Origin of the sequence: Streptomyces sp. NPDC048659 (genome assembly GCF_040650575.1) — a bacterium.
Classification (GTDB): Bacteria; Actinomycetota; Actinomycetes; order Streptomycetales; family Streptomycetaceae; genus Streptomyces.
In genome coordinates, this window is record NZ_JBEZHM010000080.1 from 1 (window position 1) to 26,370 (window position 26,370).

Below are 26,370 nucleotides of genomic sequence, written 5' to 3' on the forward strand. Positions count from 1 at the left end.
GCACGGCCGAAACGCCCAAGTAGCTCCGCTACGAGGGCGCCCCGGCCGCACGCCGAGCGCACGCACCGGACGACCCGGCCTGATCCGACGCGAATTGTCATACAGGCCCTAGGATGCAAGCGGCATGGGGTCCCAGGACCCCGGGGAGGAAGCCCGGTGAGAATCCGGCGCGGTCCCGCCACTGTGAGCCGGCCCGGGGGAATCCGGGGCCGGTGAGTCAGGAACTCCCCGCCGTCCATTCGACCACCCGGGGCGCGGACAACCCCGAGGAAGGGCCTGAGCTCGCCATGCTCCTGCTGCTGTCGCACTCCGACACCGACCTGCTCAGCGCCCGCGCGGCGAACGCCGCCCCGGCCGAGGGAGCCGTCGAGTGGCGCTTCGCCAACCCGGCCCGGCTGCCCGCCGCCGACCTGCCCGCCCTCCTCGACGGCGCCGAGCTCGTCGTCGTACGCCTCCTCGGCGGCCTGCGCTCCTGGGAGGAGGGCCTGGACGCGCTCCGCGCCGCCGGAAAGCCGGTCGTCGTGCTCAGCGGCGAACAGGCCCCCGACGCGCAGCTGATGGAGGCGTCCACCGTCCCGGTCGGCGTCGCCACCGAGGCGCACGCCTACCTGGCGCACGGCGGCCCGGCCAACCTCGGCCAGCTCGCCCGCTTCCTCTCCGACACCGTGCTGCTCACCGGCCACGGCTTCGAGCCGCCCGCCGCCGCCCCCACCTGGGGCCCGCTGGAGCGCACCGCGGCCGACGCCCCCGCCGCCGCCCCGACCGTCGCCGTGCTCTACTACCGCGCCCACCACATGAGCGGCAACACCGGCTTCGTCGGCGCCCTGTGCGACGCGATCGAGGCGCACGGCGCCCGCGCCAAGGCCCTGTACGTGGCCTCCCTGCGGGCCCCCGAGCCGGAGCTCCTCGACGAGCTGCGCGGCGCCGACGCCATCGTCACCACCGTCCTCGCGGCGGGCGGCACCAAGCCCGCCGAGGCGCAGGCGGGCGGCGACGAGGAGGCGTGGGACGCGGGCGCGCTTGCCGCGCTCGACGTGCCGATCCTCCAGGCCCTGTGCCTGACCGGCTCCCGCTCCGCGTGGGAGGAGAACGACGAGGGCCTGTCGCCGCTGGACGCGGCCAGCCAGGTCGCCGTCCCCGAGTTCGACGGGCGCCTGATCACCGTCCCGTTCTCCTTCAAGGAGATCGACGAGGACGGCCTGCCCGCGTACGTGGCGGACGCCGAGCGCGCCGCCCGCGTCGCCGGGATCGCCGTCCGGCACGCCCGGCTGCGGCACATCCCGAACGCCGAGAAGAAGCTGGCGCTGGTCCTCTCCGCGTACCCCACCAAGCACTCCCGCATCGGCAACGCCGTCGGCCTCGACACCCCCGCCTCCGCCGTCGCCCTGCTGCGCCGCCTCCGCGAGGAGGGCTACGACTTCGGGCCCGTCGAGGACCTCCCGGGCCTGGTCTCCGGCGACGGCGACGAGCTGATCTACGCCCTGATCGAGGCCGGCGGCCACGACCAGGACTGGCTCACCGAGGAGCAGCTCGCCCGCAACCCGGTCCGCATCCCGGCCGCCGACTACAAGCGCTGGTACGCCGAGCTCCCGGCGGAGCTGCGCGAGCGGGTCGAGGAGCACTGGGGCCCGGCGCCCGGCGAGATGTTCCTGGACCGCTCCCGCAACCCGGAAGGGGACATCGTGCTCGCCGCCCTGCGGCGCGGCAACCTCCTCGTCCTCATCCAGCCGCCGCGCGGCTTCGGCGAGAACCCGATCGCGATCTACCACGACCCGGACCTGCCGCCCTCGCACCACTACCTGGCGGCCTACCGCTGGATCGCCGCCCGCGCCGAGGACGGCGGTTTCGGCGCCGACGCGATGGTGCACCTCGGCAAGCACGGCAACCTGGAGTGGCTGCCCGGCAAGAACGCGGGCCTGTCCGCCGCCTGCGGCCCGGACGCGGCCCTCGGCGACCTGCCCCTGGTCTACCCGTTCCTCGTCAACGACCCGGGCGAGGGCACCCAGGCCAAGCGCCGCGTGCACGCCACCCTCGTCGACCACCTCGTGCCGCCGATGGCCCGCGCCGACTCCTACGGCGACATCGCGCGCCTGGAGCAGCTCCTCGACGAGTACGCGCAGATCAGCAGCATGGACCCGGCGAAGCTGCCCGCGATCCGCGCGCAGATCTGGACGCTGATCCAGGCCGCCAAGCTGGACCACGACCTCGGCATGGAGGAGCGCCCGGAGGACGACGGTTTCGACGACTTCCTGCTGCACGTCGACGGCTGGCTGTGTGAGGTCAAGGACGCCCAGATCCGCGACGGCCTGCACGTCCTCGGCGGCGCGCCCGTCGGCGAGGCCCGGGTCAACCTGGTCCTGTCGATCCTGCGTGCCCGGCAGATCTGGGGCGGCACGCAGGCGCTGCCGGGCCTGCGCGAGGCGCTGGGCCTGGACGAGTCGGCGGCGACCCGCACCACCGCCGACGAGGCGGAGGCGAAGGCCCGCGAGCTGGTCGAGGGCATGGAGGCCGCCGACTGGTCCGTGGACGCGATCGCGACCGTGGCCGACGGGTACGGCACCGAGGTGCACGCCGTGCTGCGCTTCGCCTGCGAGCAGGTCGTCCCGCGACTGGCCGGCACCACCGACGAACTCACGCACGCCGTGCACGCGTTGAACGGCGGTTTCGTCCCGGCCGGGCCCTCCGGCTCGCCGCTGCGCGGCCTGGTCAACGTGCTGCCGACCGGCCGCAACTTCTACTCGGTCGACCCGAAGGCCGTGCCGTCCCGCCTCGCGTGGGAGACCGGCCAGGCGCTCGCCGACTCGCTGCTGACCCGCTACCGCGACGACAACGGCGAGTGGCCGACCTCCGTGGGCCTGTCCCTGTGGGGCACCAGCGCGATGCGCACGGCGGGCGACGACGTCGCCGAGGCGCTGGCGCTGCTGGGCGTCCGCCCGCTGTGGGACGAGGCTTCGCGCCGCGTGAACGGCCTGGAGCCGATCCCGCTCGACGAGCTCGGCCGCCCCCGCGTCGACGTGACGCTGCGCATCTCGGGCTTCTTCCGGGACGCGTTCCCGCACGTGATCGGCCTGCTCGACGACGCCGTACGGCTGGTCGCGGGCCTGGACGAGGACGCCGCCGACAACTACGTACGGGCGCACGCGCAGGCGGACCTGGCGGAGCACGGCGACGAGCGGCGCGCCACCACCCGCATCTTCGGCTCCCGCCCCGGCACGTACGGCGCGGGCCTGCTCCAGCTGATCGACTCGCGGGACTGGCGCACCGACGCCGACCTGGCCGAGGTGTACACGGTCTGGGGCGGTTACGCGTACGGGCGCGGGCTCGAAGGCCGCCCGGCGCGCGCCGAGATGGAGACGGCGTACAAGCGGATCGCGGTCGCGGCGAAGAACACCGACACCCGCGAGCACGACATCGCGGACTCGGACGACTACTTCCAGTACCACGGCGGCATGGTGGCGACCGTCCGCGCGCTGAAGGGCACGGCCCCCGAGGCGTACATCGGCGACTCCACCCGCCCGGAGACCGTCCGCACCCGCACGCTGGTCGAGGAGACCTCCCGGGTGTTCCGCGCCCGCGTGGTCAACCCGCGCTGGATCGAGGCGATGCGGCGGCACGGCTACAAGGGCGCGTTCGAGCTGGCGGCGACGGTCGACTACCTCTTCGGCTACGACGCCACGACGGGTGTGGTCGCGGACTGGATGTACGACAAGCTGACCGAGGCGTACGTCCTGGACCCGGAGAACCAGGCGTTCCTGAAGGAGGCCAACCCGTGGGCGCTGCACGGCATCGCGGAGCGGCTCCTGGAGGCCGAGTCCCGCGGCATGTGGGAGAAGCCGGACCCGGAGACGCTGGCGGCGCTGCGCCAGGTCTTCCTGGAGACGGAGGGCGACCTGGAGGGCGCCGACGAGTCCTGAGCTCCTGGCCTCCTGAGCTCCTGAGCTCCTGAGCTCCTGCGTTACGATCCCGATCCGCGCGCTCGCGCGGATCGGGACCTGACCTGGGGTGGGGTGGTGGGCGTGCGTGCCCGCGGAGCGGTGACGACGGCGGTGCTGGTGCTGGGCCTGACCCTGGGCCTGGGGGCCTGCTCGGGCGGGGGCGGCGGGGATACGTCTCCGAGCCCGACCGCCCCGGCGTCCTCGGACGCCCCGGCCTCCCCGGCCGCCGGGAGCCCGTCCGCCTCGGTGGGCGCGGACCCCTCGGCCTCCGGGACCCCGGCGGGCGGAGCGCCCTCCGCGACCGCGCCCCCGGCGCCCGACCGCACCGCCCCCGGCATCGGCGGCGGTTCGCTGAAGCCGTACCCGCCCACTAGCGCGAGCACCCCGTAGCGGCCCTCGCGGTCCACGGCTCCAGCTCCAGCCGCCGCCCCCCGAAGCCCGCCCGCAGCCGCCGGTCGTGGCTGACGACGACCAGCGTGCCCGGGTAGTGCGCGAGCGCGGCCTCCACCTCCTCCACCAGACCGGGGGAGAGGTGGTTGGTCGGCTCGTCGAGCAGCAGCAGCCCCGCCGGGGCGGTGACCAGGCGGGCCAGCTCCAGCCTGCGCCGCTGCCCCGCCGACAGCGCCCGCACCGGGGTCGCCAGCTCGGCCGGGGCGAACAGGCCGAGCCCCAGCAGCTCCTCCTCCCGGCCCGCGCCGAAGGCGACGGCCAGCGGGCGCGGATCGGCCGCGCCCGCGGTGTCCTGCCGCAGCAGCCCGGCCCGGACCGGGACCTTCACCGTGCCCGCGTCCGGGGCGAGTCCGCCCGCGAGGAGCCGCAGCAGGGTGGACTTGCCGGCCCCGTTCGGGCCGGTGACCAGCAGCCGTTCGCCCGGCTCCAGGCGCAGCGCGTCCAGCCGCAGCCGCCCCTCGACCCGTACCCCCGTGAGCTCCACGGCGGCCGGGCGGCCCTCGATCCGGGCGGCGAAACGCAGCGGCTCGGGCGGCCGGGGCACCGGCGCGGCGGCGAGCCTGCGCAGCTCCTCGCGGGCGGCCCGGATCCTGCTCATCGCGCCGTGCGCCCGGGACCGGGCCCGGAAGGCCCCGGCGCCGCTGAAGGCCGCGGGCGCCTTGCGGGGGATGGCGGAGAAGCGGTCGATGGCGCGGTCGGCGAGCGCCGCGTACCGGGCGGACTCGGACCGCCACTCGGCGTACTCCCGCTCCCGGCGGGCCCGGTCGGCGGCCCGCCCGGCGAGATAGCCGCCGTAGCCGTCGCCGTACCGGCGCACCGCCCGGGTCTCGTGGTCCACCTCCAGGACCGCGGTGGCGACCCGGTCGAGGAAGGCCCGGTCGTGGGTGACGGCGACGACGGTGCCGCGGTGGGACCGCAGCCGCTCCTCCAGCCAGCCGACGGCCTCGTCGTCGAGGTCGTTGGTCGGCTCGTCGAGCAGCAGGAGCTCGGGGTCGGCGGCGAGCGTCGCGGCGAGCGCGAGCCGGGAGCGGTGGCCGCCGGAGAGGGTGCCCAGGCGGCGCTCGCGGTCGAGGGGCCCGCGGGCGCCGAGCCGCCGCAGCACGCTCGCCACCCGCCGGTCGGCGTCGGCGCCGCCGCGCGCCTCGTAGGCGGCGAGCAGGGCGGCGTAGCCCTCCAGGTCGCCGGTGCGGGCCAGGGCGGCCTCGGCCTCGCGGATGGCCCGCTCCAGGGCCCGTACGTCGGAGAGGGCGAGGTCGATCGTGTCGCCGACGCGCGCGGTGGCGGGCAGGTCGAGGGTCTGGGCGAGGTGGCCGAGGCCGCCGGGCGCCTCGACGGTGACGGTCCCGGCGTCGGCCCGCTCCCGGCCGGCGAGCAGCCGCAGGAGCGTGGACTTGCCGGAGCCGTTGTCGCCGACGACGCCGACGCGTTCGCCGGCGCGGACGGAGAGGGAGACCCGGTCGAGGACGAGCCGGTCGTCGTAGCGCTTGGTGACGTCGGTGAGATGGACACGGAACAAGGGGCGCCTCCGGGGCTGGACGACAGAACCGCGAGATGAGACGAGACGTACCGTCTCGTTGATCTCGCCGGGCTCAACGTACACGCCTCGGGAGCATCCCGCAAGACGTTGCGTCTCGTCAGTTTCCGGTCGGCGCCCGCTCAGTTCGGAGAGGGGGCTTCGCCCAGCACCCGCACCGCGTCCACGATCAGGTCCCAGAAGCGGTCCGCGTCCGCCTCGATGCCGACCTCGGCGTTGGCCGGCAGCCCGGTCACCCCGTCGAGGTCGATCACGGTCGCCCCGCGCGTGTACGTGCCGGTCAGCTCGACCACGACCGGCGCCCGCACCAGGCTGACCAGCGACGGGTCGATCAGGTGGGCCACGGTCAGCGGGTCGTGCAGCGGGGGCGCGTCGAAGCCGAAGACCTCGCGGTAGGTGGCGGCGAAGTAGGTGAGCAGCTCGACGCACAGGCGCCCCAGCGGGGTGCCGAGCGCGGCGAGCCGGGAGAGCACCTCGGGGGTGGCCCGCACCTGGTGGGTGACGTTCAGGCCGAACATGGTGAGCGGGATCCCGCTGCGGAAGACGAGGTCCGCCGCCTCCGGGTCGCAGAGGATGTTGAACTCGGCGGCCGGTGTGGTGTTGCCCCGCCCGGTGGAGCCGCCCATCAGCACGATCCGCTCGATCCGGGCGGCCAGTTCGGGATGGGCGAGCAGCAGCGCGGCGACGTTGGTCAGCGGGCCGGTGGGGACGAGGGTGACCGGCGCGGGGTGGGCGAGCAGGATGTCCCGGGTCAGCGCGAGGGCGTCGCGCGGGTCCTGCGGCACGGACGGCTCGCCGTCGCCGAAGCCGGGCCCGTCGAGCCCCGAGCCGCCGTGGATGTTCTCGGCGACGCGCGGGGCCCCGTACGGCCCGGCGTGCAGCGGGCGGTCCCGGCCGGCCGCGACGGGGACGCCGCGGATCCCGGCCGCGGCGCACACCCGGCGCGCGTTGAGCGTGGTCTTCTCGACGGTCTGGTTGCCCGCCACGGTGGTGATGCCGAGCAGGTCGACGGCCGGATGGGCGGCGGCGAGCAGGATGTTGAAGGCGTCGTCGTGTCCGGGATCGCAGTCGAGGATCACGGGTACGGGCATGTCCCCACCGTCCCACACCACCGCCGCGCCGTCACCGGTCCGTGGCCGCCTTCGCGTCCTTGGCGTCCTTCGCGTCCTTCGCGTCCTTCGCGTCCTTGGCCGCCTTGACGGCCGCCGCCGCGTCCACGTTGCCGAGCCCGAGCTTGGGGAGCCGCCCCGGATTGCTCGCGGTGTCCTGGATCGTCTTCCGGATCGCGGCCGGGTCCAGCCCCTGCCGGTGCAGCAGCGCGGCCACGGCGGCGACGTACGGCGAGGCCATCGAGGTGCCCGAGAGCTTCCCGTATCCCGAGCCGTTCCTCAGGGTCTCCTTCGCCGGGTACGTGGGGAGGGTGGACAGGATGTCCACGCCGGGCGCGGCCACGGCGTTCTGGGCGCCGAAGTTGGTGAAGGAGGCGGGGGCGCCGTTCTCGTCGGCGGCGTTGACCACGAGCACCGGGGTGTCGAGGCGGTACGGCTGGAGGGCCGTCGAGTCGTTGCCGGCGGCGGCGACCACGACCGCGCCCTTGGAGTCGGCGACGGAGATGGCCTGGTTGAGGACGCCGCCCTTGAGGAGCCGGGCCATCAGGCCGGACTCGCCGAGGGAGAGGTTGATGACGTCGGCGCCGTGCTGGGCGGCCCAGACGATGCCCTTGGAGATGTTCTCGTCGCTGCCGCTGCCGTCCGCGCCCAGCACCCGGACCGGCATGATCCTGGCGCCGGGGGCGCCGCCCGCGACGCCCACGCCGTTGTCGGTGTGGGCGGCGGCGATGCCGGCGACGTGGGTGCCGTGGCCGTTGAGGTCCTTGGGCTGGTCGTCGCCGTCGACGAAGTCGTAGCCGTCGACCAGGCGGCCCTTGAGGTCCGGGTGGTCGAGGTCGACGCCGGTGTCCACGACGGCGATGACGGTGTCGTCGCCGCGGTCGGTGTTCCAGGCGTCGGGCATCTTCAGGGCGTCCAGGCCCCACTGGTCGCCGCGCAGCGGATCGGGCTCGGCCTTGTCGCCGCCGCCGCAGCCGGTGGTCACGGCGGCGGTGAGGGCGGTCAGGGCCGTGAGGGCGGCGAGGGTGGCGGTGGCGGGCCGACGGCGCATCCGGAATCTCCCCATTCGTACGCGTTTGTGCCAGTCAGCGGCCAGTCAACAGGCAGGAAGGGGCTTCCGCATCCCGGGAAAGGGCATTGTTCTAGTAGAGTGCAAACAAGTAAAAGAAAGAACGACCCTGGGGAGGAAACCGTGAACCGTGCCGCGCCCCGGCTGCGCCTGCTCGCCGCGCTGCCGTTCGTACTCGCGCTCGCCGTCGTCCCGCTGCTGTCCGCGCTCTGGCGCGACCGGCTGCCCGACCGGCTCGCCACCCACTTCGGCGTGGACGGGGTCGCCGACGGCTTCGCCGGCACCGGCGTCTTCCTCGCGGTCGGCGCGGTGCTGACGCTCGCGCTCGGCGCGGGCTGGACGGTCCTCGTGCGGCGCCGGGTGCTGTGGGGGGCGTGGGCGACCGCCGGGTTCACCGGCGCGCTGCTCGTCCTCACCCTCCGGGCCGGCCTGGACCTGGCCGACCCCGCCGGGGCGCGGCTGCCGCTCGCGGGCCTGACCGTGGCGCTGGCCGTCGGCACGCTGGCGGCCCTCGCGGGCCGGGCGCTCACCCGGTACGCCCCCGAGGAGCCCGCGCGCGAGGCGGCGGCGCCCGGCGGGGAGCTCCGGCTCGACCTGGGCGACGGGGAGCTCGCGGGCTGGGCGCGCACCGCGGGCTCGCCGCCGATGAGCCTGCTCGCCGGGGCGTTCCTGCTGGCCGTGCCCGTCGTCCTGCTCCTCGCCCCCTGGCCGTACGCGCTGATCCCGCTGCTCGTCGGGGTGCCCGGGGCGGCGCTGAGCCGGGTCCGGGTGACCGCCGACCGACGCGGCCTGACCGTCCGCCCCGCGCTGGCGGCCCGGCCCCGGCTGCGGGTGCCGCTCGCCGAGATCGCCGGGGCGACGGTCCGGGACGTGGAACCGCTCGCCGAGTTCGGCGGCTGGGGCTACCGGGTGCGGCCCGGGGCCGCCGGGGTGATCCTGCGCTCGGGCCCCGCGCTGGCCGTACGGCGGCGGGACGGGCGGGAGTTCCTGGTGACGGTGGACGACGCCGCGACGGCGGCGGCCCTCCTGAACACCCTCACGGCCCGCGGTGGGCGGGACGCGGGCGGCCCCGGTGGCTCCGGTGGCTCCGGCGGCTCCGGCGGCTCCGGCGGTCCTGCCGACCCCGCCGACCCCGCTGGTCCCACTGGCCCCACCGCTCCCACCGCTCCCACCGCCCCCTCCACCCCGTCCGCCCCCGGAAAGGACTGACCGTGCTCTTCCGGGTCGATCCCGCCTCCGCCGTGCCGCTCGGCGACCAGATCGCCGGGTGCGTCCGCGGCGCGCTCGCCGACGGCAGCGCCGCGCCCGGCGAGCGGCTGCCCGCCGCGCGCGAACTCGCCGACTCCCTCGGCGTCAACGTCCACACCGTGCTGCGCGGCTACCAACGGCTGCGCGAGGAGGGCCTGATCGAACTGCGCCGGGGCCGCGGCGCCGTCATCGTCCCGAACGCCGCCACCCCCGACCGCGCCCAACTCGTCGACCGCCTCCGCACCTTGGCGGCGGAGGCCCGCCGACTCGGCCTGACGGAAACGGAGTTCCTGGATTTGGCGCGGGCGTCGCTGGACTGAGGGGGCGGGGGCGCCGGGACTTCCGGGGCGTCCCGGGCTCCGGCGGCCCGAGGCGCCGGGGCACCCCGGACCACCGGGGCCCGCTCCCCCCCCCCCCCGCGCCCCTCACCCCCCCACCGGCACCCCCGCCCGCACGTTCCACCGCCCCGCGCGCCCCGACAGCTCCACCGCGTGCAGCGGGCGGACGTCCAGGCGCCACAGGGCGGAGTCGGGGGCGTCCAGGGCGTGGGCGACGGCCGCGCGGACCACGTCCGGCTCCACGAAGGCGTACACCGCGCCGCCGCCCGGTCCGCCCGGCTCCAGCGCGTCCAGCCAGCCCGCCACCCGCGCCCGCAGCGCCCGCAGCGACTCGCCGCCGTGCGGGGCCGCGTCCGGGTCGGACAGCCACGCCGCCACCGACTCCGGCTCGGCGGCGGCGAGTTCGTCGAGCCGACGGCCGCGCCAGCGGCCCACCGCGCAGCCCGCGAGGGCCGGTTCGGGCCGCACGGCCGCCGGGTCGACCCCCAGCGCGGCGGCGGTCGCCGCGCACCGCCCGGACGGCGAGCCCACCACCCGTACCCCCGCCGCCAGGCGCAGCGGCCCCGCCGTCACCGGCTCCACCGGGCCCGAGTCGTCGAAGCGGGCCTCCCGCAGCGCGGCCGTCAGGGCGGGGGAGACCAGCGTGAGGCGGACGGTCGGCAGGGCGCGCACGGGCATGGGTGATACATCCCTCACTTCATCGGCCCTTCTCCCAGGCGCTCTTGGCGCGGAGTGACGGGCGCGGTACGGTCAGGCGTCAAATTCCACAGAACGACGACGGCAAGACGGAAGCCCGGTGTGAATCCGGCACGGTCGCGCCACTGTGAGCCCGCCCCGGCGCCCCCGGGAGAGGTGAGTCAGACCCGACGACCGTCGTCGCGCACCACCGTATGGGACGCGAGTTCCCGAGGAGGTTCCACCATGGCCGAGGCCATAGCGTCGCCCGTCGCCGCATCCACACCGTCCATCGCCGTCCCGGTTTCCCTGCCGGTCCGCGCGGTGCTCCCGTGGGCGCTGTTCGCCGGGATCCTGATGCTCGTCGCGCTCTACTTCGTCGGTGCCGAGCAGGGGGCCACCTCGCTCTTCGCCGGCAGCGACGTCCACGAGTGGGTGCACGACGGGCGCCACCTGCTCGGCTTCCCCTGCCACTGAGGGGCGAGCACGCACATGTCGTCCACCGCTCCATCCCCCGTCCCCACCACCGGGACCCCCGCCGCTCCCACGGGCTCGCTCGTGGGACGGCTCCTGCTCCGCGGGATGCTCGCCGGCCTGATCGCCGGGCTCTTCGCCTTCGGCGTCGCCTACGTCGCGGGTGAGCCGTCCGTCAACGCCTCGATCGCCGTCGAGGAGGCCGCCGCCAAGGCGGAGCACGCCCAGGCCCACAGCCACGGCTCGGGCCACGGGCAGGCCGCGGAGCCCGCCGAGGAGGAGGAGATCGTCAGCCGGGACCTCCAGTCCACGGCGGGTCTCGCCACCGGCGTCCTCGTCTACGGGGTCGCCCTCGGCGGCATCGCGGCGCTGGTGTTCTGCTTCGTGCTGGGCCGGATCGGCCGGTTCGGCGCGAAGGCGACCGCGGCGCTCGTCGCGGCGGGCGCCTTCGCCACGGTCTACTTCGTCCCGTTCCTGAAGTATCCGGCGACCCCGCCGGCCGTGGGCAATCCGGACACCATCGGGCAGCGCACCACGCTGTTCTTCCTGATGATCCTGCTGAGCGTGCTGCTCGGCGCCGCCGCGGTCGTCGCGGGCCGCAGGCTCGCCCCGCGCCTCGGCAACTGGAACGCGACGGTCGTGGCCGGCGCGGGCTTCGTCGTCGCGGTCGCGGTCGCCTGCCTCGTCCTGCCCGGCAACGAGGACGCCGTCCAGGCGAGCTTCCCCGCCGCCGTGCTCTGGGAGTTCCGGCTGGCGACCCTCGGCATCCAGGCGGGGCTGTGGGTGGTCTTCGGACTCGCCTTCGGCCTGCTCGCGGAGCGGCTCCTCGCCCCGCGCCCGGCCCCGGTACCGGCGGCGTCGCCGGCCCCGGCCGCCTGAGCCGCCGCCCGTCCCGTACGCGGTCACCGGCCCCGTACCCCTCACCCGGGGGTACGGGGCCGACGCGCGTCCGCCGGACGGCCCCGGTCGGCCCCGGTCGGCCCCTGACGGCCCCGGTCAGCCCAGCTCGCGCACCGGCGCCCCCGCCAGGAACGCCTCGATGTCCTCGACCGCCTCCCCGAAGTAGCGGGCGTAGTTGGCCTCCGTGACGTATCCGAGGTGCGGCAGCGCGAGGACGTTCGGCAGGGTCCGCAGCGGGTCGCCGACGGGCAGCGGCTCCGTCTCGTACACGTCGAGCCCGGCGCCCGCGATCCACCCCTCGCGCAGCGCCCGCAGCAGCGCCGCCCCGTCGACCAGGCCCGCGCGGGAGGTGTTCACGAGGTACGCGCCCGGGCGCATCGCCCGCAGCTCCGCCTCCCCGAGCAGCCCGCGGGTGCGGTCGGAGAGCACCATGTGCAGGGAGACCACGTCGGCGGCGCCCAGCAGCGCGGGCAGGCTCTCCGCGCGCCGCACGCCGTGCGCGGCGGCCCGCTCGTCGGTGAGGTTCGGGCTCCAGGCGACCACGTCCATGCCGAAGGCGAGGCCGATCCGCGCCACCCGGCCGCCGATCTTGCCGAGGCCCACCAGGCCCAGGGTGCGCCCGGCCAGGTCCAGGCCGAGCGTCGACTGCCAGGGCCCGCCCTCGCGCAGCGCCCGGCTCTCCGTGTGCACGTGCCGGGCCAGGCCCAGGATCAGCGCCCAGGTGAGCTCGGTGGGCGGCTCGGAGCCGCTGGCGGTGCCGCAGACGGCGATGCCCCGGGCGCGGGCGGCGGCGACGTCGACCGAGGCGTTGCGCATCCCGGAGGTGACGATCAGCCGCAGCCGGGGCAGCCGGTCCAGGAGCGCCGCGTCCACGGGGGTCCGTTCGCGCATCACGACGAGGATCTCGCAGTCCCCGACGGCGGCGGCCAGCTCGTCCCGGTCGCCGAGGTGTTCGCGCAGGGAGCGCGTCTCGACCCGGTCCGCGAGGCGGCTCCAGTCGGCGCGGGACAGGGCGACGCCCTGGTAGTCGTCGAGTACGGCACAGCGCAGCTTCATGCCCGGATGATCGCAAACGGCCCAGCCCGGAGCGACAGACCTCCGTGTCCCGCGCACAATCGGAATGATCTGCCCTGGTTTCTCCGCCGGGGACGGGACGACTCCGGAGGCGCCATGACGACCGGCGGTGACGACGAACTCTCGGTGCTGCGCGCCCGGGTGGCCGCGCTGGAGGCGGAGGCGGGGAGCCGCCCGCCGGCCCCGGCCCACCACCGGGTGCGCTCCTTCTTCTCGGCCCTGCTCATCGTCGTCGGCTGCGTCCTGGCCCCGCTGAGCCTGCTCGCCGCCTGGACGGCCGACCTGCTGGGCGACACCGGCCGGTACGTCGCCACGGTCGCCCCGCTCGCCTCCGACGCGGACGTCCAGGCGGCCGTCGCCACCCGCGTCACCAACGCGGTCATGGAGCACCTCGACCTCAAGGACCTCCTGGAAGGCGTGGCCCCCGAACAGCGCCCGCTGCTGGAGAAGTCGCTGGGCAAGCTCGGCAACAGCCTCGAAGGCGCCGTCGGCAGCTTCGTCCACGAGAAGGCGCAGGACGTCGTCGCCTCCGACCAGTTCCAGACGATCTGGAACGACGCCAACCGGGCCGTCCACACCTCCCTCGACCGGGCGCTCACCGGCAACGACGACGGCGCGGTGAAGATCAACCAGGACACCGTGACGCTGGACCTCGCGCCCGTCGTCGACCAGGTGAAGCAGCGGCTGGTCGACTCGGGCCTGACGGTGGCGGGCAAGATCCCCGAGGTCCACACCGACTTCACCCTCGTCCAGTCCGACGACATCGGGAAGGCGAAGACCGGCTTCGCGCTCCTCCAGAAGATGGGCTTCTGGCTCCCGGTGATCGCCGTCGTGCTCGTCGCGGGCGGCGTGCTGCTCGCCGCCCGGCGGCGCCGGAGCCTGGTCGCCGCAGCGCTCGGCGTCGTCGCGGGAGCGCTGGTCCTCGGGATCGGCCTGACGGTCTTCCGCACGGTCTACCTCAACGCCCTGCCCAACGGCGTCTCCCCGGCCGCCGCCGGCTCGGTCTACGACATCCTGATCCGCTATCTGCGCACCTCGGTGCGGATGGTCGCGGTCCTCGGCCTGGTCGTCGCGCTCGCCGCCTGGCTCTCCGGCCCCGGGAAGTACGCCGTGCTGGTGCGGGGCGTCTGGCACTCGGGCATCGGCGCGGCCCGTACGACCGCCGACCACGCGGGCTTCCGCACCGGCCCGGTGGGCCCGTTCGTGGGCCGTCACCGGCGCTGGATCACCTGGGTCCTGGTGGCGCTCGCCGTCCTCGCGTACGTGCTCTGGTCGTACCCGACGGGCTGGGTGGTGGTGGGTCTTGCGCTGGCCCTGCTCTTCGCCTTCGCGGTGACGGAGTTCCTGGCGGAGGGGCCGGGGGAGCGGGAGGGACCGGGAGAGCCGGAAGGGCCGGAAGGGCCGGGGGAATCAAAGGACTCGGACCCGGGGGAGCCCGTACGCCCGACATGACAGGGTGTCAGGGTGTCGGGGCGGTGTGCGGTGCGGTCGCCCCCGCCGGGCTGGCATACTGCACGGGTAGCCCTTCGCGCATCCCCCGTCGCGAAGGGCTACTTCTCTGACCTTTTGCGGCTTCCACGGCTCTGCCACACGACCGGGACACTCCCCTGTGGTGCCCCGGCCGTGTTTTTTGCAGTTAACAGTGACGTAGAGTGTTTACGCAAGCCCGGTACTTGCGCCGGTGCCGGACGCGAACGTAGGTAACCGGGATGGACATCGCCGACGAAGACGCGCCTGAGCTGCAGACCTTGCGGCAGAAGGTCGAGTACATGCTGGAGAAGACTTTCCCCGGCCAGAAGATGTCCGGGCGGACCTTCTCCGAGCTCGTCAAGGAGCGCGGCGGCTCCCTCTCCCACAGCTACTTCTCCAACATCCTCGCCGGCAAGGTCACCCAGCCCTCCGAGGAGATCCTGAAGGCCCTCGGGCTGGGCTTCGGCGTGGACTGGCGCTTCTTCAAGGAGGAGTCGGAGGTCGTCGGCGACGTGGTCGCCGGACTCCGCTTCCTCGCCAAGCGGCGCACCGGCGAGATCAGCGGGATCGCGGGCCGGGGCGTGACGGAGGACGGACTCCCGCCGGAACTGCTGGAGTTCGCGCTCTCCCTCCTCGCGGAGACGCCGGAGAAGGCGCCGGACGAGACACCGGACGAGACACCGGGCAAGACGCCCGAATAGGCGCCGAACGGCCCTGCGCCGGAGCGCGAAGGGCCCGCCGCCCCGGGGAAGCAGCGCGGGCGCCTCCTGGTCGCACACCCGTGTTGGCTAAACTCGCCGACCGCATGTCACACACGCGTGACGACGACCAAGAGGCCCCCATGTCCCTGCGTGAACTGCGCAAAGAGTGCGAAGCCGGGCTTGCCGACCTCCCGATACCCGCCCCCTTCACCATCGAGGGCCTGGTGGCGAACATGGCGGCGGCCCGGGGCCGCACCATCGTCCTCCAGGAGCTGCCCGAGCGCCTGGCGCGGGTCAACGCCGCCTGCGGGCTGCGCCTGAAGGCCGGCACCACCAGCTACGTGCTCTACCGGCGCCGCCCCACCGCGTACCAGACCCAGCACGTCATCCTGCACGAGCTGTGCCACGAGTGGTTCGACCACGGCGGCACCCTGGACGCCGAGCGGCTGCGCCGCCTGCTGCCGGTCTTCGACACCTCGCTCATCACCCGGGTGCTCGCCTCCGACACGGTCCAGGCACGCGCCCAGTACGACAGCCACGACGAGCGGATCGCCGAGTTCGGCGCCTCCCTCATCCCCCGCATGGCCCGGGACGTGACCAGCGACGACATGGTGGGCCGGCTGGCCAACTCGCTGTCCCGGCCGGTCGCGCACCGCCGCCGGGGCTTCTTCCGGACCCGCAGAACACCCGAGGACCCCACGTGACCGCGCTCGACCTCGCCGGCTACCTCGTCGCCGGTCTGATGACCGCCGTGGCCCTGTGGCGGATGCCCGCTGCCCTCTGGGGCGACGAGGAGGACAAGCGCCGCCGCGCCCTCTGGGGCTGCTACGCGGGCTTCGCCGCCGCCCTGTGGACCAAGACCCAGGTCGTCCGCACCGGCCTCAACGACAGCCCCGTCGTGGACCTCGCGGTGCTCATCAAGCACTACACCTCCACCCTCGCGATCCTGGCGATCCTCAGCTACATCGTCGCCATCTACGGGCACTTCCCCGCGGGCGGCCCGGTCCCCCGCCACGTGCGCTTCGCCCGCGCCGTCCAGCAGGTCGCGGCCAAGGCGTCGGTGGTCACCCTCGTGCTGCTCACGGTGCTGTTCTTCACGGTCGTCGACCGCTCGAAGCCGGCCGACCGCTTCGTGGCCGAGCACGCGGGACAGTGGGGCGCCACGCTCTACATGACGGTCTTCTACGTGTACCTGGGCGCCGCCTCCGCCGTCTGCGCCTACCAGTGGGCGCTGGCCACCGCGAACGCCCGGCTGCGGCACCTGCGCGTGGGCCTCGGCATGATGACCTTCGCGATGTTCATCGGGGTCTTCTACACCCTCAGCCGCACCCTGTTCCTGTGGATCAGCGTCGTCGACCGGCCCGGCGAGGACTTCGCGCTGGCCTTCGACGAGGCCACCGAGGCCGCCCAGGTCGTCCTCTTCACCTTCTTCGCCCTCGGCGCCTCCCTCCCCGCCCTCAGCAAGGGCTGGCGGCGGGCCAGGCTGTGGCGCGCCCAGGTCGGACTGCACCCCCTGTGGCGGGAGCTGATGACGGCCTTCCCCGACCAGCCCTTCGCCCCGCCCGCCTCGCTCGCCCGCGAGCTGACCCGCTTCGACACCCCCGCCGACCTGCGCGTGGACCGCTGGGCCGCCGACATCGCGGACGCGGTCGAGAAGCTGCGCCACTACGTGCCGGACGGCCTGCTGACCGCCGCCAAGGAGGCCGCGGCGGGCGAGGGCGCGGGCCCCGAGCGAACGGCCGCGCTCGCCGACGCGTACTGGATCAAGGCGGCGCTGGCGGCCAAGGCGGACGGGGCGCCCGCCGGGCGGGCCGCCGCGTTCGAGACGAAGCACGCGACGGACCAGGACGGCGAGGTGGCCTGGCTGGTGCGGGTCGCCGCCGCGTACGGATCGATACCGGAGCAGCGCACCCGAGGGGTCCTGCGCGCGGGACTGGAGGCCACGGCATGACCGGCACGACCGACGGGACCGGAACGACCGACGTGACCGGCACGACCGACGGGAACACGCGATACGAGCCGGTCACCACCTCCCGTACGACCGCGGTGGCCCGCGTGGTGACCGACGTCCTCCAGCCCCGCAACGTCCTGCTCGCCGGGATGCTCGGCCTCGGCCTGGCCGCCGCCGGGCACTGGACCGGCCTGCTGTGGGGCCTGCTGGGCGCGCTGTGCGCCGGGCTGATCCCGGCCGGGTACATCGAGTGGGAGCGCAAGCGGGGCACCTGGGGCGACCGGCACGTGGTGGACCGCACCCAGCGGGCGCCGATCTTCCTCGTCATCCTCGGCTCCGTCGGCACCGGTTCGCTGGTCATGCTCCTCGGCGGGGCGCCGGTGCGGATCCTGGCGGCGATGCTCGGGCTGTGGGTGATGACCATCGGGCTGCTCGCGGTGAACACCGTCTGGAAGATCTCGGTCGACTCCGCCGTGGCCTCGGCCGTCGTCACGCTGCTCGCGGCGGTCCACTCCCCGTGGTGGCTGCTCGCCTACGCCCTCACGATCGGCGTGTGCTGGTCGCGGGTGGCCCTGTCGTACCACTCGACCGCGCAGACCGTCGCGGGCGCGGCGCTGGGCGCGAGCACCGCGACGGCGCTTCTCTTCGTGTGAGCCGCCCGCGTCAGCGCCCCGTCGAGGCCGGGGCCGGGGCCTGGGCCGGGGTCGTGGCCCAGGACGGAGGGCGGAGCCGGACCGGGCTGACGGTACGGGCGGTGACCGGGTCCCCGCCCCAGCCGGTCATCACGAAGACCAGCTCGGCGTCCTCGTACGGCGCGCCGAGCAGCACGGCCTCGCGCAGCCCGGCGTACCGGTCCTCGGCGGGCCGCTCGGGCACGCCCCGCCGGTGGTCCTCGGCGAGCACCGCCACGGGGGCCACGGCGCAGGAGAACAGCGGCGCGCGCCCCGCCGGGTCGTCGGCCGGGTGGACGCGCAGGGAGCCGTCGTGGCCGAGCCGGACCGCCACGCGCAGGGCGGGCACCGGGCCCGCGCGGAGGGCGGAGTGCCGCCGCCGGGCGAGCGCGCCGCCGGCGAGGAGCGAGACCCCGGGCAGCCCGGTGGCCAGCGTCAGGAGCTGCCAGCCGACCGGGTCGTACGGCTCGGCGGCGAGCCACCGCCCCGAGGCGTCCTCCAGGACCGTGACGACGGTGCCGGCGCGGTAGTCCTCGGGGAACACCGCGTCGACGCCGAACGCGCGCCCGTCGGCGGTACGGACCTTGACCACGAGGTCGGTGTGGCCGGTGACCCGGGCCTCGGCGCGGGTCGCCCGCTCGGTCCGGCGCTCGCCCTCGTCGATGCCCCGCAGGGCGAGCACGACCGCGCCCGCGGCCACGGCGACCAGCGCGAGCCCGACGCAGCACGCCACCGTCCCGGGCCGCCGCGGCCCGCCGGGCGCCTCGGCGGGGAGGGCCACCGGGACGGCGGCCCGCTCCACGAGCAGGCGCTGGCGCCGCCGGGCGGCGAGCCGTTCGCGGGCCGAGGCCCAGCCGAAGGCGAGGGCGGCGAGGACGGCGGTGTCGGCGGCGCCGGCCTGCCAGTCGGCGGCCGGGAACTGCTCCCAGGCCACGACGAGCGCCAGCACGGGCGCGGCGACGAGGACGAGTTCGGGGAGGCGCGCGTTCCAGTAGAGGAGGGCGAGGGCGAGGCCGGTCTGCGCCATGCCGAACCAGTCGGGTCCGCACGGCGCCGCGTCGCTGCATACGGGCACCGGGGCGGCGGCCATGGCGGCGACCAGCGGGACCAGCAGCGCCAGCACGGCCCACAGCGGCCTCGCCCACGCGGCGGCGCGGGCTCCGGACCAGGCCGCCGCGTCGGCGGCGGTCCACGCGGGCACGGCGGGGTCGGCGGGGCCGCCGGGCGGGGATATCGGGGCGGGTACGGGTACGGGGCTCTGGGACACGGCAGAAGTATGGGGCACCGTAGGGTGCGCGGTGTGCGCGTATTGCTGGTGGAAGACGATGAGCCGGTCGCCGAGTCCCTGCTCCGCGGCCTGAAGCGGTACGGCTTCGCCGTGGACTGGGTGATGACGGGGGGCGCGGCCCTGGAACACGAGGGCCCGTACGACGTCGTCCTCCTCGATCTCGGGCTGCCGGACACGGACGGCCTCGACGTGTGCCGGGCGCTGCGGGAGCGCAGCGACGTGCCGATCATCGTGATCAGCGCGCGCAGCGACGAGACGGACCGGGTGGTGGGCCTGGAACTGGGCGCCGACGACTACGTGTCGAAGCCGTTCGGGGTCCGGGAGGTCATCGCCCGGATAAGGGCGGTCATGCGCCGCGCGCAGCCCCGCCCGCCGCTCCCGCCGGGCGCCCAGGGCACCCCGCAGGATCGTTACGGCTCCCGGCTGACCGTGGACCGCCGGGCGGCCCGGGTACGGCTGGACGGCGAGGAGGTCGCGCTGACGCCGAAGGAGTACGACCTGCTGGCCTTCCTCACCGAGGAGCCGGGCGCGCTGATGTCGCGGGAGCAGATCATGGAGGCGGTCTGGGACGCGAACTGGTTCGGCCCGACCAAGACCCTGGACGTCCACGTGGCGGCGCTGCGCCGGAAGCTGACGGGGGCGATCGCGATCGAGGCGGTGCGGGGGGTCGGCTTCCGCCTGATGGTGACGGAGGACGCGGAGCCCGGGGGCGGGACGGAGCGCGGGACCGGGGAGGAGCCCGGGACCGGGACGGCCGCCGCCCGCCCGGAGATCCCCCCGGCCGACTCTCCGTCCACGCCCCAGGTCATCCCCCCGACCACACCCCCACCCATCCCCCCGGCGGCGTCATGATCCGCCGCCTGATCCTGAGCTACATCCTGCTCGTGGCGGTGGCGATCCTCCTCTTCACCGTGCCGGTGGCGTTCACACTCACCGCCCAGCTCCGCAACGACACCGAGGCGTTCGCGAAGCGCGAGGCGACGACGATGGCGCTGCTGGCGGGGAACGGCCGGATGAGCTCGTGCCAGGCGCTGGAGGAGATGGCGAGGGCGTACGAGGAGCAGACGGGCGCCCGGGTACGGGTGACCCCCACGGCGGCGTGCGCCACGGACCTGCCGGCTCCGGCGCCCGGGGCGGCGCTGGACCGGGCGCTGGACGAGGGGCGGTCGACGGCGGACTGGGGCTCGGACTTCATCTGGGGCAGCGACCTGGTGGTCACCGTCCCGGCGAAGGACGGCGAGCGGATCGTCGGCGCGGTCCGCATCGTCTATCCGACGGCCAGCCTGAACCACCGGCTGTGGACGATCTGGGGCTTCCGCGCCGGACTGGCCGTGGTGGTGCTGGCGGTGGCGGCGCTGATCGGGGCGATGGTGGCGCGGCGGCTGACCCGCCCGCTGCGCCAGCTCAACGACATGGCGAGCAAGTTCAGCGACGGGGACCTGACCGCGAGGTCGCCGGTGGAGGGCCCGGTGGAGACGCAGACGCTGGCGCGCACGCTGAACGAGGCGGGGGAGCGCCTGGACACCCTGATCGCCTCGCAGCGCAACTTCGTCGCGGACGCCTCGCACCAGCTCCGTACCCCGCTGACGGCGCTGCGGCTGTCGCTGGACAACATCGCGGACGGCGTCGACGACGAGTTCGTACGGGAGGACGTGGACCTGGCGACGGCGGAGGTCGTCCGGATGAGCAGGCTGGTCAACGGCCTGCTGGTGCTGGCGCGGGCGGAGGCGAAGGTGACGGCGGCGGAGCCGATGCCGCTGCTGGACATCGTGACGGAGCGCCTGTCGGTGTGGCGGTCGGCGGCGGAGGAGCGGGCGGTCGCGATCGAGTTCATCGAGACGACCGGGGGCCGGCCGACGGTGCTGGCGGGTCCGGGGCACCTGGAGCAGGTGCTGGACAACGTGCTGTCGAACGCCCTGGAGGTCTCTCCGGACGGCGGCACCATCACCGTCCGGATCGACCCCCAGGGGACCGGGATGCGCCTGTCGGTCTTCGACGAGGGCCCCGGCATGTCGGACACGGACAAGTCCCGTGCCTTCGACCGCTTCTGGCGCGGTCAGGGCCTGACCGGGCGCGCGGGTTCGGGCCTCGGCCTGGCCGTCGTCAAGCAGCTCGTGACGGACGACGGGGGCACGGTGTCCCTGACGGACGCGCCGGGTTCGGGCCTGTGGGTGGTCATCACCCTTCGGGCATCATCGAGGAGTGATGGTTGACGATCCGCCAGTCGCCGTCACGCTTCTCGTACACGTAGGTGTAGCGGGCGGCGACGGTGCTCTTCTGGCCGGTCTTGGGGTCGGTGAGGGTGAACTCGTAGACGCCGGTGTCGATGGCGGTGTTGTTGTCGAGGACCTCGACTATCGTCTCGACCTTCTTGCCGAACGGCTTCTTCTGGAGGAAGTGCTCGAAGTAGTCGACGATCTCGGCGCGGTCGCTGCGGACCTGGTTGGACACGGTGGGCAGCAGGACCGCGTCGGAGGCGTAGCGGTCGGCGACCTTCTTCGGGTCACCGGTCTGGAGGGACCGGTTCCACTGGTCGAAGAGGCCGGCGATCTGCCGCTCGGAGGGCCGCGACCCGGCCTCGGCGGGCTCTGCGGTGGCGAGGACGGCGCCGACGGTGCCGAAGACGAGGCCCGCGGCCCCGATCACGATGACGGCGCTCCTGCTGAACGTGCGACGGCTCAAGGCAACTCCACTGGTGCGGGGGACGAACGAACACCCCCACCCTCGCGACTACCCGGCAAGCACCCGTCCAACGCGCGTACAGCACACATCCAAGGCCCGCCCAAGACGCGGCCGAGGCAGGAGAATGGCCCAGGCGGGGAACGCGGAATTGTCCTGCCGCACGGGCCAACGGCGCCCTACCGTAAGCCGAATGAAGCAACAGCAGCCCGAACAGCTCCGGCATCCCCAGCCCCCACAGCCCTCCCCGACGGAGGCGCGAACCCTCCAGGCCCGCAACTCCGCGACCGTATGGAAGACGATCGGGAGGGCGAGGGGCCACGAGGTGACCGTCCGCCCGGGCTTCGTGGCGGTGGAGGGCGGCGAACGGGCGGGCCTGCGCGTCCTGATCCAGGAGCCGAGCCTGACGAGGGAGGACAGGTCGGCGCTGGAGGACCTGGTCCGGGCGGCGAAGGGCCCGGTGAACGCGGAGGACCCGTTCGGCGCCACCGACCTGGCCGGACTGGACCTGCGGAGCTGGCAGATGCCGGTGATGCTCCGCAACCCGGCGCCGGCCCCGGAACCGGCGCTGGAGGTGGTGCGGGCGGAGACCCCGGAGGACCTGGAGGCGGCGGAGCGGGTCGTCATCGCGGGCTTCGAACTGGACGGCTTCCTGCCGTACCGCGCGGGCGAACTGTTCCCGGGGCGACTCCTGGAGGAGCCGGGCCTGGAGATCCACCTGGCGCGGTACGAGGGCGCCCCGGCGGGTGCGTGCCTGTCCCTGGCGGCGGACGGCATCGCCAGCCACTACTGGGTGGGCACGTCCCCAAACTTCCGCTCCCGAGGCGTGGGCCGCGCCGTGATGGCCGGCTCCCTGACCCACCTGACCCACCTCCCCCTCACCCTCACGGCCTCGAAACTGGGCCGCCCCCTGTACGAGTCCCTGGGCTACGAGACGGCGTCCTTGGCGACGTGGTGGGGGCCGCGACTGACGTGAGGACGGGGGTCGAACCACCAAGGAGCCGACCTCAGTCGACACCTCTGAGATAAACCCGATAGCCCCCATCGACCCGACCGGCCCGCCCGTCCAGCGGGACGACGGCGACATCGAGCGAGTTCAGCTCTCCCCGGCAGGGCGCGCACACCTGCCCCTCCCGCACGTCGGCCAGCGTCTCGGGCTCCGCGAGCCCGAGTCGGCTGAAGGGCGTCATGGGCGGGACGGCCCCGTCGAGGGGACGGGCGCGGACGAGGAGGGGCTGCTCAGGGGCGAGCGAGTCGACGAAGGCGTCGACGTCACCGGAGGGCAGCACGAAGGACAGCAGCAGCCCGTCGTCCTGGAACCCCTTCTGGTGGGCGGCCTTGGCGTCACGGGCCGAGCCCGGCACCTCGACCCCCAACTGCCCGGCGACACCCGGAACCGTGACCCCCTCGACCCAGTAAGGCACCGCCCGCCCACCGACCCGCTCCCCACCCCCACCGGAACACCCACTGAGCACCATCCCGACGCACAGAACGACAGCACCACCACCCCACCGCCGCCGCTGCCTTGCTGAGCCGTTCACGTGCGTCTCCCTCGCGACGATGGGGGTGCTGCCTCTCATGTCGAACGCCCCGGCCACTGGCCCTTGGCGAATGTAGTCCGGCGGGGAGGGATCCCCTGCGACTCGGCGTGGGCGTCCTCGAAGACTGTGCCGGACGTCTGCGCATCGGAACGTTGCCGGAGCCAGGCAATGTCTTCACCGGCGGAGGCTGTCATGCTCGGTGCGCGGACCGAGCGGGAGGAGCAGGGGAGGGGACATGGACCAGCTGTGGGATCGCGTCGGCGATGTCGCCCTGCTGCTCTACGGGCTGCTGGTGGCGTCGTTCGCCTGGTCGTGGAGGCGTCGGGTGGACCAGCGGCCCGCGTGGCTGGCCCGTCTCCCGCGGTGGGCGGTGCGGGGCTGCGTGGCGGCGTACGTCCTGCTGGGCATCGGCGTCGCGAGCAGCGGCGCGTACGGCTGGACCGGCCTGCCGGAGCCCTGGGTGGTCGACTTCTGCCGTACCGTCGGCCCGATCGTCTGCCTCCTCTCCTTCTGGCCCCGTCCCTCCGCGCCGAATCCGGCGGGGGAGCGGGGGCGATGACGGAGCCCTACGGGGTCGCGTGGCGTGAGGCGGGGCGTGTGCTCGCGGGCTGCTGGGCCGCGTGCGGCGTGATGGCGGGGCTGCTGCTCCTCGTCGGTGGTCCGTCGCCTCCGCCCCCGGTCTTCGCCTTCGCGGCGATGACGGTGCTCGCGCGCTGGTTCTGGCGGCACCGGGACTGGACCGCGGGTGTCTCCGCGGGGTGCGCGGGGTCCGTCGCGGTCCTCGGCGCCGTGGAGCTCCTGCGGCCGGTGACGGATCGGGGCGTGGCGGATCCGCTGGCGACCGCGCTGGGGGCTTTGGTGGCTATCGTCGTCTTCACGCGGGTCGCGCGGGCCCGAGCGACCAGAGCGCGCAGGCGGAGCGCCTGAGGAAGCGCCCGCCGTAAGGTCAGGACGCCCCCGGTGTACGAGCCCTCAATCCGCAAGGGAGACCGACATGGGCGGCGAGACGAGCGACATGTCGAAACAGGACGCCACCGCGCGCCCGGGCATCGCGCCCACCTCCCGTCCCACGGCGGGCCCCATGTTCGCCGCGCTGTACGGGGAGCGGGAGACCCCCGTGACCCCCGCGCGGCACGACGCCTACCAGTTGTTCCACCAGCGGTCGCTCGCGATGGGCTGGCTGGACGACCGGCCGGGAGGCGACGAGGAGAGCGCCGCACCCGGTCTCTGGGGCATGAACGACGCGGGCTGGGACCACCCGCCGGCCGCTCCGGGAGCGGACCTGATCGCGTGGTTCCAGGTCGAGGCGAGCGCCCCGGCGGACGACCGGCCGCTCCCCGTACAGCCGTTCCTGCGCTGCGCGCAGGAGGTCACCGAGCGGGCCGGCGCCGTGCGGCTCACCGCGGTCCAGGTCCTCCTCCCGGTGCGGGGAATCGACGCCTCGGCCCGCCCGCCGCACACGCGGGTGCCGTCCCTGCGGACACAGGACTGGTTCGGTACGGGCGACCCGGGCGCGCGGGTCCCGGTACGGGTGCGCGTCGACGGCGGCCTCGACCCGTCGATCCCGGCGGCGGCACGTCAATTCGCCCGCGCCCTCGTGGACCAGCAGGTGTTCGCGGGCACCCTCGACGAGCACGCCGGCCCGGAGGGCTTCCCCGCCCCGCCGTTCGACGACCGCTTCTGGAACGGCCCGCCCCGGCACGGCATGACGCTGTCGGGTGAGCTGGCGGAGTGGTCCTGCGACGCGATCGGCTGGCTCGCCGCGACAACGGCCGACGCGACCGCCGCACTCGGCATCGCCGCACCCGTCCTGTTCACCGTGGTACGGGCCTGACCGCCGTCTCAGGACTCGTGCTGCCGCCGCAACGCGTCGGCGAGGGTCAGGAAGACGATCAGGTTGGGGAAGCCGGCGGCCGGAATCGTCGTCCACGGCTTGCGCGCGCCGCGACGCTGGACCTCCACGAGCCCCTGCCGCACGTCGATCCGTTCCACCTCCGCCCAGCCGAGACGGCCCTCGCCCTGCCCGAGCCCGGAGCCGTCGATGTCGACGACACCGAAGCCGACCCGCTCACCGGCTTCCAGCCGGGCGGCGTCCACCGGTATCCGTTCCCGGGCGAACGCGTCGCTGAGGCCCTCGGCGAACGGCACGATCCCGCCGAACTCGTCCCCCAGCACGATCACGTCGCCGTGCGCGGACCGGATGGTCAACTGGTGCGTAGCGGCGCTGGTGACCCCGTTGGTCACCTTGGTGTCCTGCCGGATGACGAAGGAGATCTCGTCCCAGGCGAAGACGAGCGGCTCCCCGCCGTCGACGTGCCAGAGGACCCCGTGCTCGTACCAGGCCACCCAGACCTGGCTCGCCCGGGGACGGAACGCCCAGGAGAAGAGGACGTACGCCACGAAGCCCAGCGGGATCGCCGCGAGGACGATGAGCGGAAGCGAGAAGTACCAGGCGCCCTCCTCCCGCTGGTCCTCGATCGCGTACGACAGGGCTATCCACCCCAGGAACACACCGAGCGCGCCGATCGGCAGCACCCCGCCCCAGGGAAACCGCTTCGGCTCGTTCCACACGAGCCCCTTACGGGCCCCCAGCCCGAACTCCCGCGCCGCGACACGTAACGCGTCCGGAACCCGCACCCCACCCTGCTCGACACCCACCCAAGCCTCCCCCACCCGGAAACCAGGGCCCCATTATGGAGTTGGGCCGCCCACGCCCGGTAGAGCCGACCAGGGACCGATGCAGGCCGCCGCAGTCCGCATGAGAAGCACGGCTGAGGCACGGCTGAGGTACTGCTGAAGCACGGACCGCTGATGAGACACCGCCCTCACCCCCCGACCACCCACCGGCAGGCCGCTATCGCGCCCATGAGGAGCGGCGGGACGAGCCACCAGACGCCCATCGCGCGACGGATCGACGGAAGCAGAGTGATCAGCAGGGCGACCCCGCTCGCGACGATCGCGAAGACGCAGGAGAGCTCGACCCCGGCCCGCGCCTCGTCGTCCCAGCTGCCTGCGGCCCGGATGGTGAGAGCCGTGTAGACGAACCACGCGGCGATCGCGTGGAGGACTACCAACGGGACCGCCACGACCCACCGCAGCCAGCCGTCATCACCGGTCACCCCGGCACCGTCGGATCGATCGGACATCACTGGAGAGCCCCCCTGGCTTCGTCGACGTCTTCCGCACCATGCCGCCGGCGCCGGCTCACCGCCGTGGTGAGCGCCCTGACCGTGGTGCCCGGACGGGCCACGCTGCTCCAGGGC

The 26,370-nt window shown here is 74.4% G+C and carries 27 protein-coding genes and 1 riboswitch; of the genes, 17 read left to right on the plus strand and 10 right to left on the minus strand.

Features of this window, described 5'->3' with window-relative positions:
* Positions 1-109 precede the first annotated feature (109 nt).
* Positions 110-248, plus strand: a riboswitch (cobalamin riboswitch).
* A 39-nt stretch (positions 249-287) separates the two neighbouring features.
* Positions 288-3,914, plus strand: a complete 3,627-nt coding sequence (gene cobN, locus AB0C99_RS35785) for a cobaltochelatase subunit CobN (RefSeq protein WP_362484099.1) — start codon at positions 288-290, stop codon at positions 3,912-3,914.
* Positions 3,915-4,016: 102 nt separating this feature from the next.
* Positions 4,017-4,325 carry a hypothetical protein gene (locus tag AB0C99_RS35790; protein WP_362484055.1) on the plus strand — a complete coding sequence of 103 codons (309 nt, stop codon included), beginning with the start codon at positions 4,017-4,019 and terminating at the stop codon, positions 4,323-4,325.
* Here the strand turns inward: AB0C99_RS35790 and AB0C99_RS35795 are convergent.
* From AB0C99_RS35795 to AB0C99_RS35805, 3 genes are all read right to left on the minus strand, one after another.
* The gene (locus AB0C99_RS35795; protein ID WP_362484057.1) at positions 4,306-5,901 is read right to left on the minus strand and encodes an ABC-F family ATP-binding cassette domain-containing protein; all 1,596 of its coding nucleotides are present in this window, start codon (positions 5,899-5,901) and stop codon (positions 4,306-4,308) included. The two genes, AB0C99_RS35790 and AB0C99_RS35795, sit on opposite strands and share 20 nt — an antisense overlap.
* A 140-nt stretch (positions 5,902-6,041) precedes the next feature.
* Positions 6,042-7,010 (minus strand): nucleoside hydrolase, encoded by a 969-nt coding sequence (locus AB0C99_RS35800; protein ID WP_362484059.1) that lies wholly within the window; start codon positions 7,008-7,010, stop codon positions 6,042-6,044.
* 31 nt (positions 7,011-7,041) lie between these two features.
* A complete protein-coding gene (locus AB0C99_RS35805) occupies positions 7,042-8,079 on the minus strand; it encodes a S8 family serine peptidase (RefSeq protein WP_362484061.1) in 1,038 nt (345 codons plus the stop codon).
* A gap of 141 nt (positions 8,080-8,220) precedes the next feature.
* Here AB0C99_RS35805 and AB0C99_RS35810 point away from each other — a divergent pair, with 141 nt between their 5' ends.
* Positions 8,221-9,306 carry a DUF1648 domain-containing protein gene (locus tag AB0C99_RS35810; protein ID WP_362484062.1) on the plus strand — a complete coding sequence of 362 codons (1,086 nt, stop codon included), beginning with the start codon at positions 8,221-8,223 and terminating at the stop codon, positions 9,304-9,306.
* Positions 9,307-9,308: 2 nt separating this feature from the next.
* The gene (locus AB0C99_RS35815; protein WP_362484064.1) at positions 9,309-9,665 is read left to right on the plus strand and encodes a GntR family transcriptional regulator; all 357 of its coding nucleotides are present in this window, start codon (positions 9,309-9,311) and stop codon (positions 9,663-9,665) included.
* Between the two features lie 105 nt (positions 9,666-9,770).
* Here AB0C99_RS35815 and AB0C99_RS35820 read toward each other — a convergent pair whose 3' ends face one another.
* Entirely contained in the window at positions 9,771-10,361 is a 591-nt protein-coding gene (locus AB0C99_RS35820; RefSeq protein ID WP_362484066.1) for a histidine phosphatase family protein, read from the minus strand.
* 243 nt (positions 10,362-10,604) lie between these two features.
* Here AB0C99_RS35820 and AB0C99_RS35825 point away from each other — a divergent pair, with 243 nt between their 5' ends.
* On the plus strand, positions 10,605-10,835 hold the full coding sequence (locus AB0C99_RS35825) for a CbtB-domain containing protein (protein ID WP_362484068.1): 231 nt from the start codon (positions 10,605-10,607) through the stop codon (positions 10,833-10,835).
* Positions 10,836-10,850: 15 nt separating this feature from the next.
* On the plus strand, positions 10,851-11,711 hold the full coding sequence (locus AB0C99_RS35830) for a CbtA family protein (RefSeq protein WP_362484069.1): 861 nt from the start codon (positions 10,851-10,853) through the stop codon (positions 11,709-11,711).
* A gap of 117 nt (positions 11,712-11,828) precedes the next feature.
* Here AB0C99_RS35830 and AB0C99_RS35835 read toward each other — a convergent pair whose 3' ends face one another.
* Positions 11,829-12,788 (minus strand): D-2-hydroxyacid dehydrogenase family protein, encoded by a 960-nt coding sequence (locus AB0C99_RS35835; protein ID WP_362484070.1) that lies wholly within the window; start codon positions 12,786-12,788, stop codon positions 11,829-11,831.
* Positions 12,789-12,902: 114 nt separating this feature from the next.
* Between AB0C99_RS35835 and AB0C99_RS35840 the strand changes: the two genes are divergently transcribed.
* From AB0C99_RS35840 to AB0C99_RS35860, 5 genes are all read left to right on the plus strand, one after another.
* The gene (locus AB0C99_RS35840; RefSeq protein ID WP_362484072.1) at positions 12,903-14,258 is read left to right on the plus strand and encodes a hypothetical protein; all 1,356 of its coding nucleotides are present in this window, start codon (positions 12,903-12,905) and stop codon (positions 14,256-14,258) included.
* Positions 14,259-14,515: 257 nt separating this feature from the next.
* The gene (locus AB0C99_RS35845) at positions 14,516-14,977 is read left to right on the plus strand and encodes a hypothetical protein (protein ID WP_362484074.1); all 462 of its coding nucleotides are present in this window, start codon (positions 14,516-14,518) and stop codon (positions 14,975-14,977) included.
* Between the two features lie 140 nt (positions 14,978-15,117).
* Positions 15,118-15,681, plus strand: a complete 564-nt coding sequence (locus tag AB0C99_RS35850; RefSeq protein ID WP_362484075.1) for a toxin — start codon at positions 15,118-15,120, stop codon at positions 15,679-15,681.
* Positions 15,678-16,928, plus strand: a complete 1,251-nt coding sequence (locus AB0C99_RS35855; RefSeq protein WP_362484077.1) for an MAB_1171c family putative transporter — start codon at positions 15,678-15,680, stop codon at positions 16,926-16,928. Before AB0C99_RS35850 ends, AB0C99_RS35855 begins: the two co-directional genes overlap by 4 nt.
* On the plus strand, positions 16,925-17,581 hold the full coding sequence (locus AB0C99_RS35860; RefSeq protein ID WP_362484079.1) for a hypothetical protein: 657 nt from the start codon (positions 16,925-16,927) through the stop codon (positions 17,579-17,581). Before AB0C99_RS35855 ends, AB0C99_RS35860 begins: the two co-directional genes overlap by 4 nt.
* A 10-nt stretch (positions 17,582-17,591) precedes the next feature.
* On the opposite strand, the gene AB0C99_RS35865 is transcribed toward AB0C99_RS35860, so the two are convergent.
* Positions 17,592-18,866 carry a hypothetical protein gene (locus tag AB0C99_RS35865; RefSeq protein ID WP_362484080.1) on the minus strand — a complete coding sequence of 425 codons (1,275 nt, stop codon included), beginning with the start codon at positions 18,864-18,866 and terminating at the stop codon, positions 17,592-17,594.
* A gap of 33 nt (positions 18,867-18,899) precedes the next feature.
* Between AB0C99_RS35865 and AB0C99_RS35870 the strand changes: the two genes are divergently transcribed.
* Together AB0C99_RS35870 and AB0C99_RS35875 are read left to right on the plus strand one after the other, a co-directional pair.
* Positions 18,900-19,739, plus strand: coding sequence for a response regulator transcription factor (locus tag AB0C99_RS35870; RefSeq protein ID WP_362484082.1), 840 nt, complete (start codon positions 18,900-18,902; stop codon positions 19,737-19,739).
* The gene (locus AB0C99_RS35875) at positions 19,736-21,100 is read left to right on the plus strand and encodes an ATP-binding protein (RefSeq protein ID WP_362484083.1); all 1,365 of its coding nucleotides are present in this window, start codon (positions 19,736-19,738) and stop codon (positions 21,098-21,100) included. The genes AB0C99_RS35870 and AB0C99_RS35875 overlap by 4 nt, the downstream gene beginning before the upstream one ends.
* Here the strand turns inward: AB0C99_RS35875 and AB0C99_RS35880 are convergent.
* Positions 21,066-21,569, minus strand: coding sequence for an SgcJ/EcaC family oxidoreductase (locus AB0C99_RS35880; RefSeq protein ID WP_362484085.1), 504 nt, complete (start codon positions 21,567-21,569; stop codon positions 21,066-21,068). The genes AB0C99_RS35875 and AB0C99_RS35880 overlap by 35 nt on opposite strands.
* 190 nt (positions 21,570-21,759) lie before the next feature.
* Between AB0C99_RS35880 and AB0C99_RS35885 the strand changes: the two genes are divergently transcribed.
* Complete coding sequence (locus AB0C99_RS35885; RefSeq protein WP_362484087.1) at positions 21,760-22,542, plus strand: GNAT family N-acetyltransferase; 783 nt, start codon at positions 21,760-21,762, stop codon at positions 22,540-22,542.
* Between the two features lie 31 nt (positions 22,543-22,573).
* Here the strand turns inward: AB0C99_RS35885 and AB0C99_RS35890 are convergent, their stop codons facing one another.
* Positions 22,574-22,990, minus strand: a complete 417-nt coding sequence (locus AB0C99_RS35890; protein ID WP_362484088.1) for a hypothetical protein — start codon at positions 22,988-22,990, stop codon at positions 22,574-22,576.
* 352 nt (positions 22,991-23,342) lie between these two features.
* Between AB0C99_RS35890 and AB0C99_RS35895 the strand changes: the two genes are divergently transcribed.
* From AB0C99_RS35895 to AB0C99_RS35905, 3 genes are all read left to right on the plus strand, one after another.
* The gene (locus AB0C99_RS35895; protein ID WP_362484090.1) at positions 23,343-23,666 is read left to right on the plus strand and encodes a hypothetical protein; all 324 of its coding nucleotides are present in this window, start codon (positions 23,343-23,345) and stop codon (positions 23,664-23,666) included.
* Complete coding sequence (locus AB0C99_RS35900) at positions 23,663-24,034, plus strand: hypothetical protein (protein WP_362484092.1); 372 nt, start codon at positions 23,663-23,665, stop codon at positions 24,032-24,034. The genes AB0C99_RS35895 and AB0C99_RS35900 overlap by 4 nt, the downstream gene beginning before the upstream one ends.
* Before the next feature lie 67 nt (positions 24,035-24,101).
* The gene (locus AB0C99_RS35905; protein WP_362484093.1) at positions 24,102-24,941 is read left to right on the plus strand and encodes a hypothetical protein; all 840 of its coding nucleotides are present in this window, start codon (positions 24,102-24,104) and stop codon (positions 24,939-24,941) included.
* Between the two features lie 8 nt (positions 24,942-24,949).
* Here the strand turns inward: AB0C99_RS35905 and AB0C99_RS35910 are convergent, their stop codons facing one another.
* Together AB0C99_RS35910 and AB0C99_RS35915 are read right to left on the minus strand one after the other, a co-directional pair.
* Positions 24,950-25,765, minus strand: a complete 816-nt coding sequence (locus tag AB0C99_RS35910) for a DUF6585 family protein (protein WP_362484095.1) — start codon at positions 25,763-25,765, stop codon at positions 24,950-24,952.
* A gap of 167 nt (positions 25,766-25,932) precedes the next feature.
* Positions 25,933-26,226 (minus strand): hypothetical protein, encoded by a 294-nt coding sequence (locus tag AB0C99_RS35915; RefSeq protein WP_362484097.1) that lies wholly within the window; start codon positions 26,224-26,226, stop codon positions 25,933-25,935.
* Positions 26,227-26,370 lie beyond the last annotated feature (144 nt).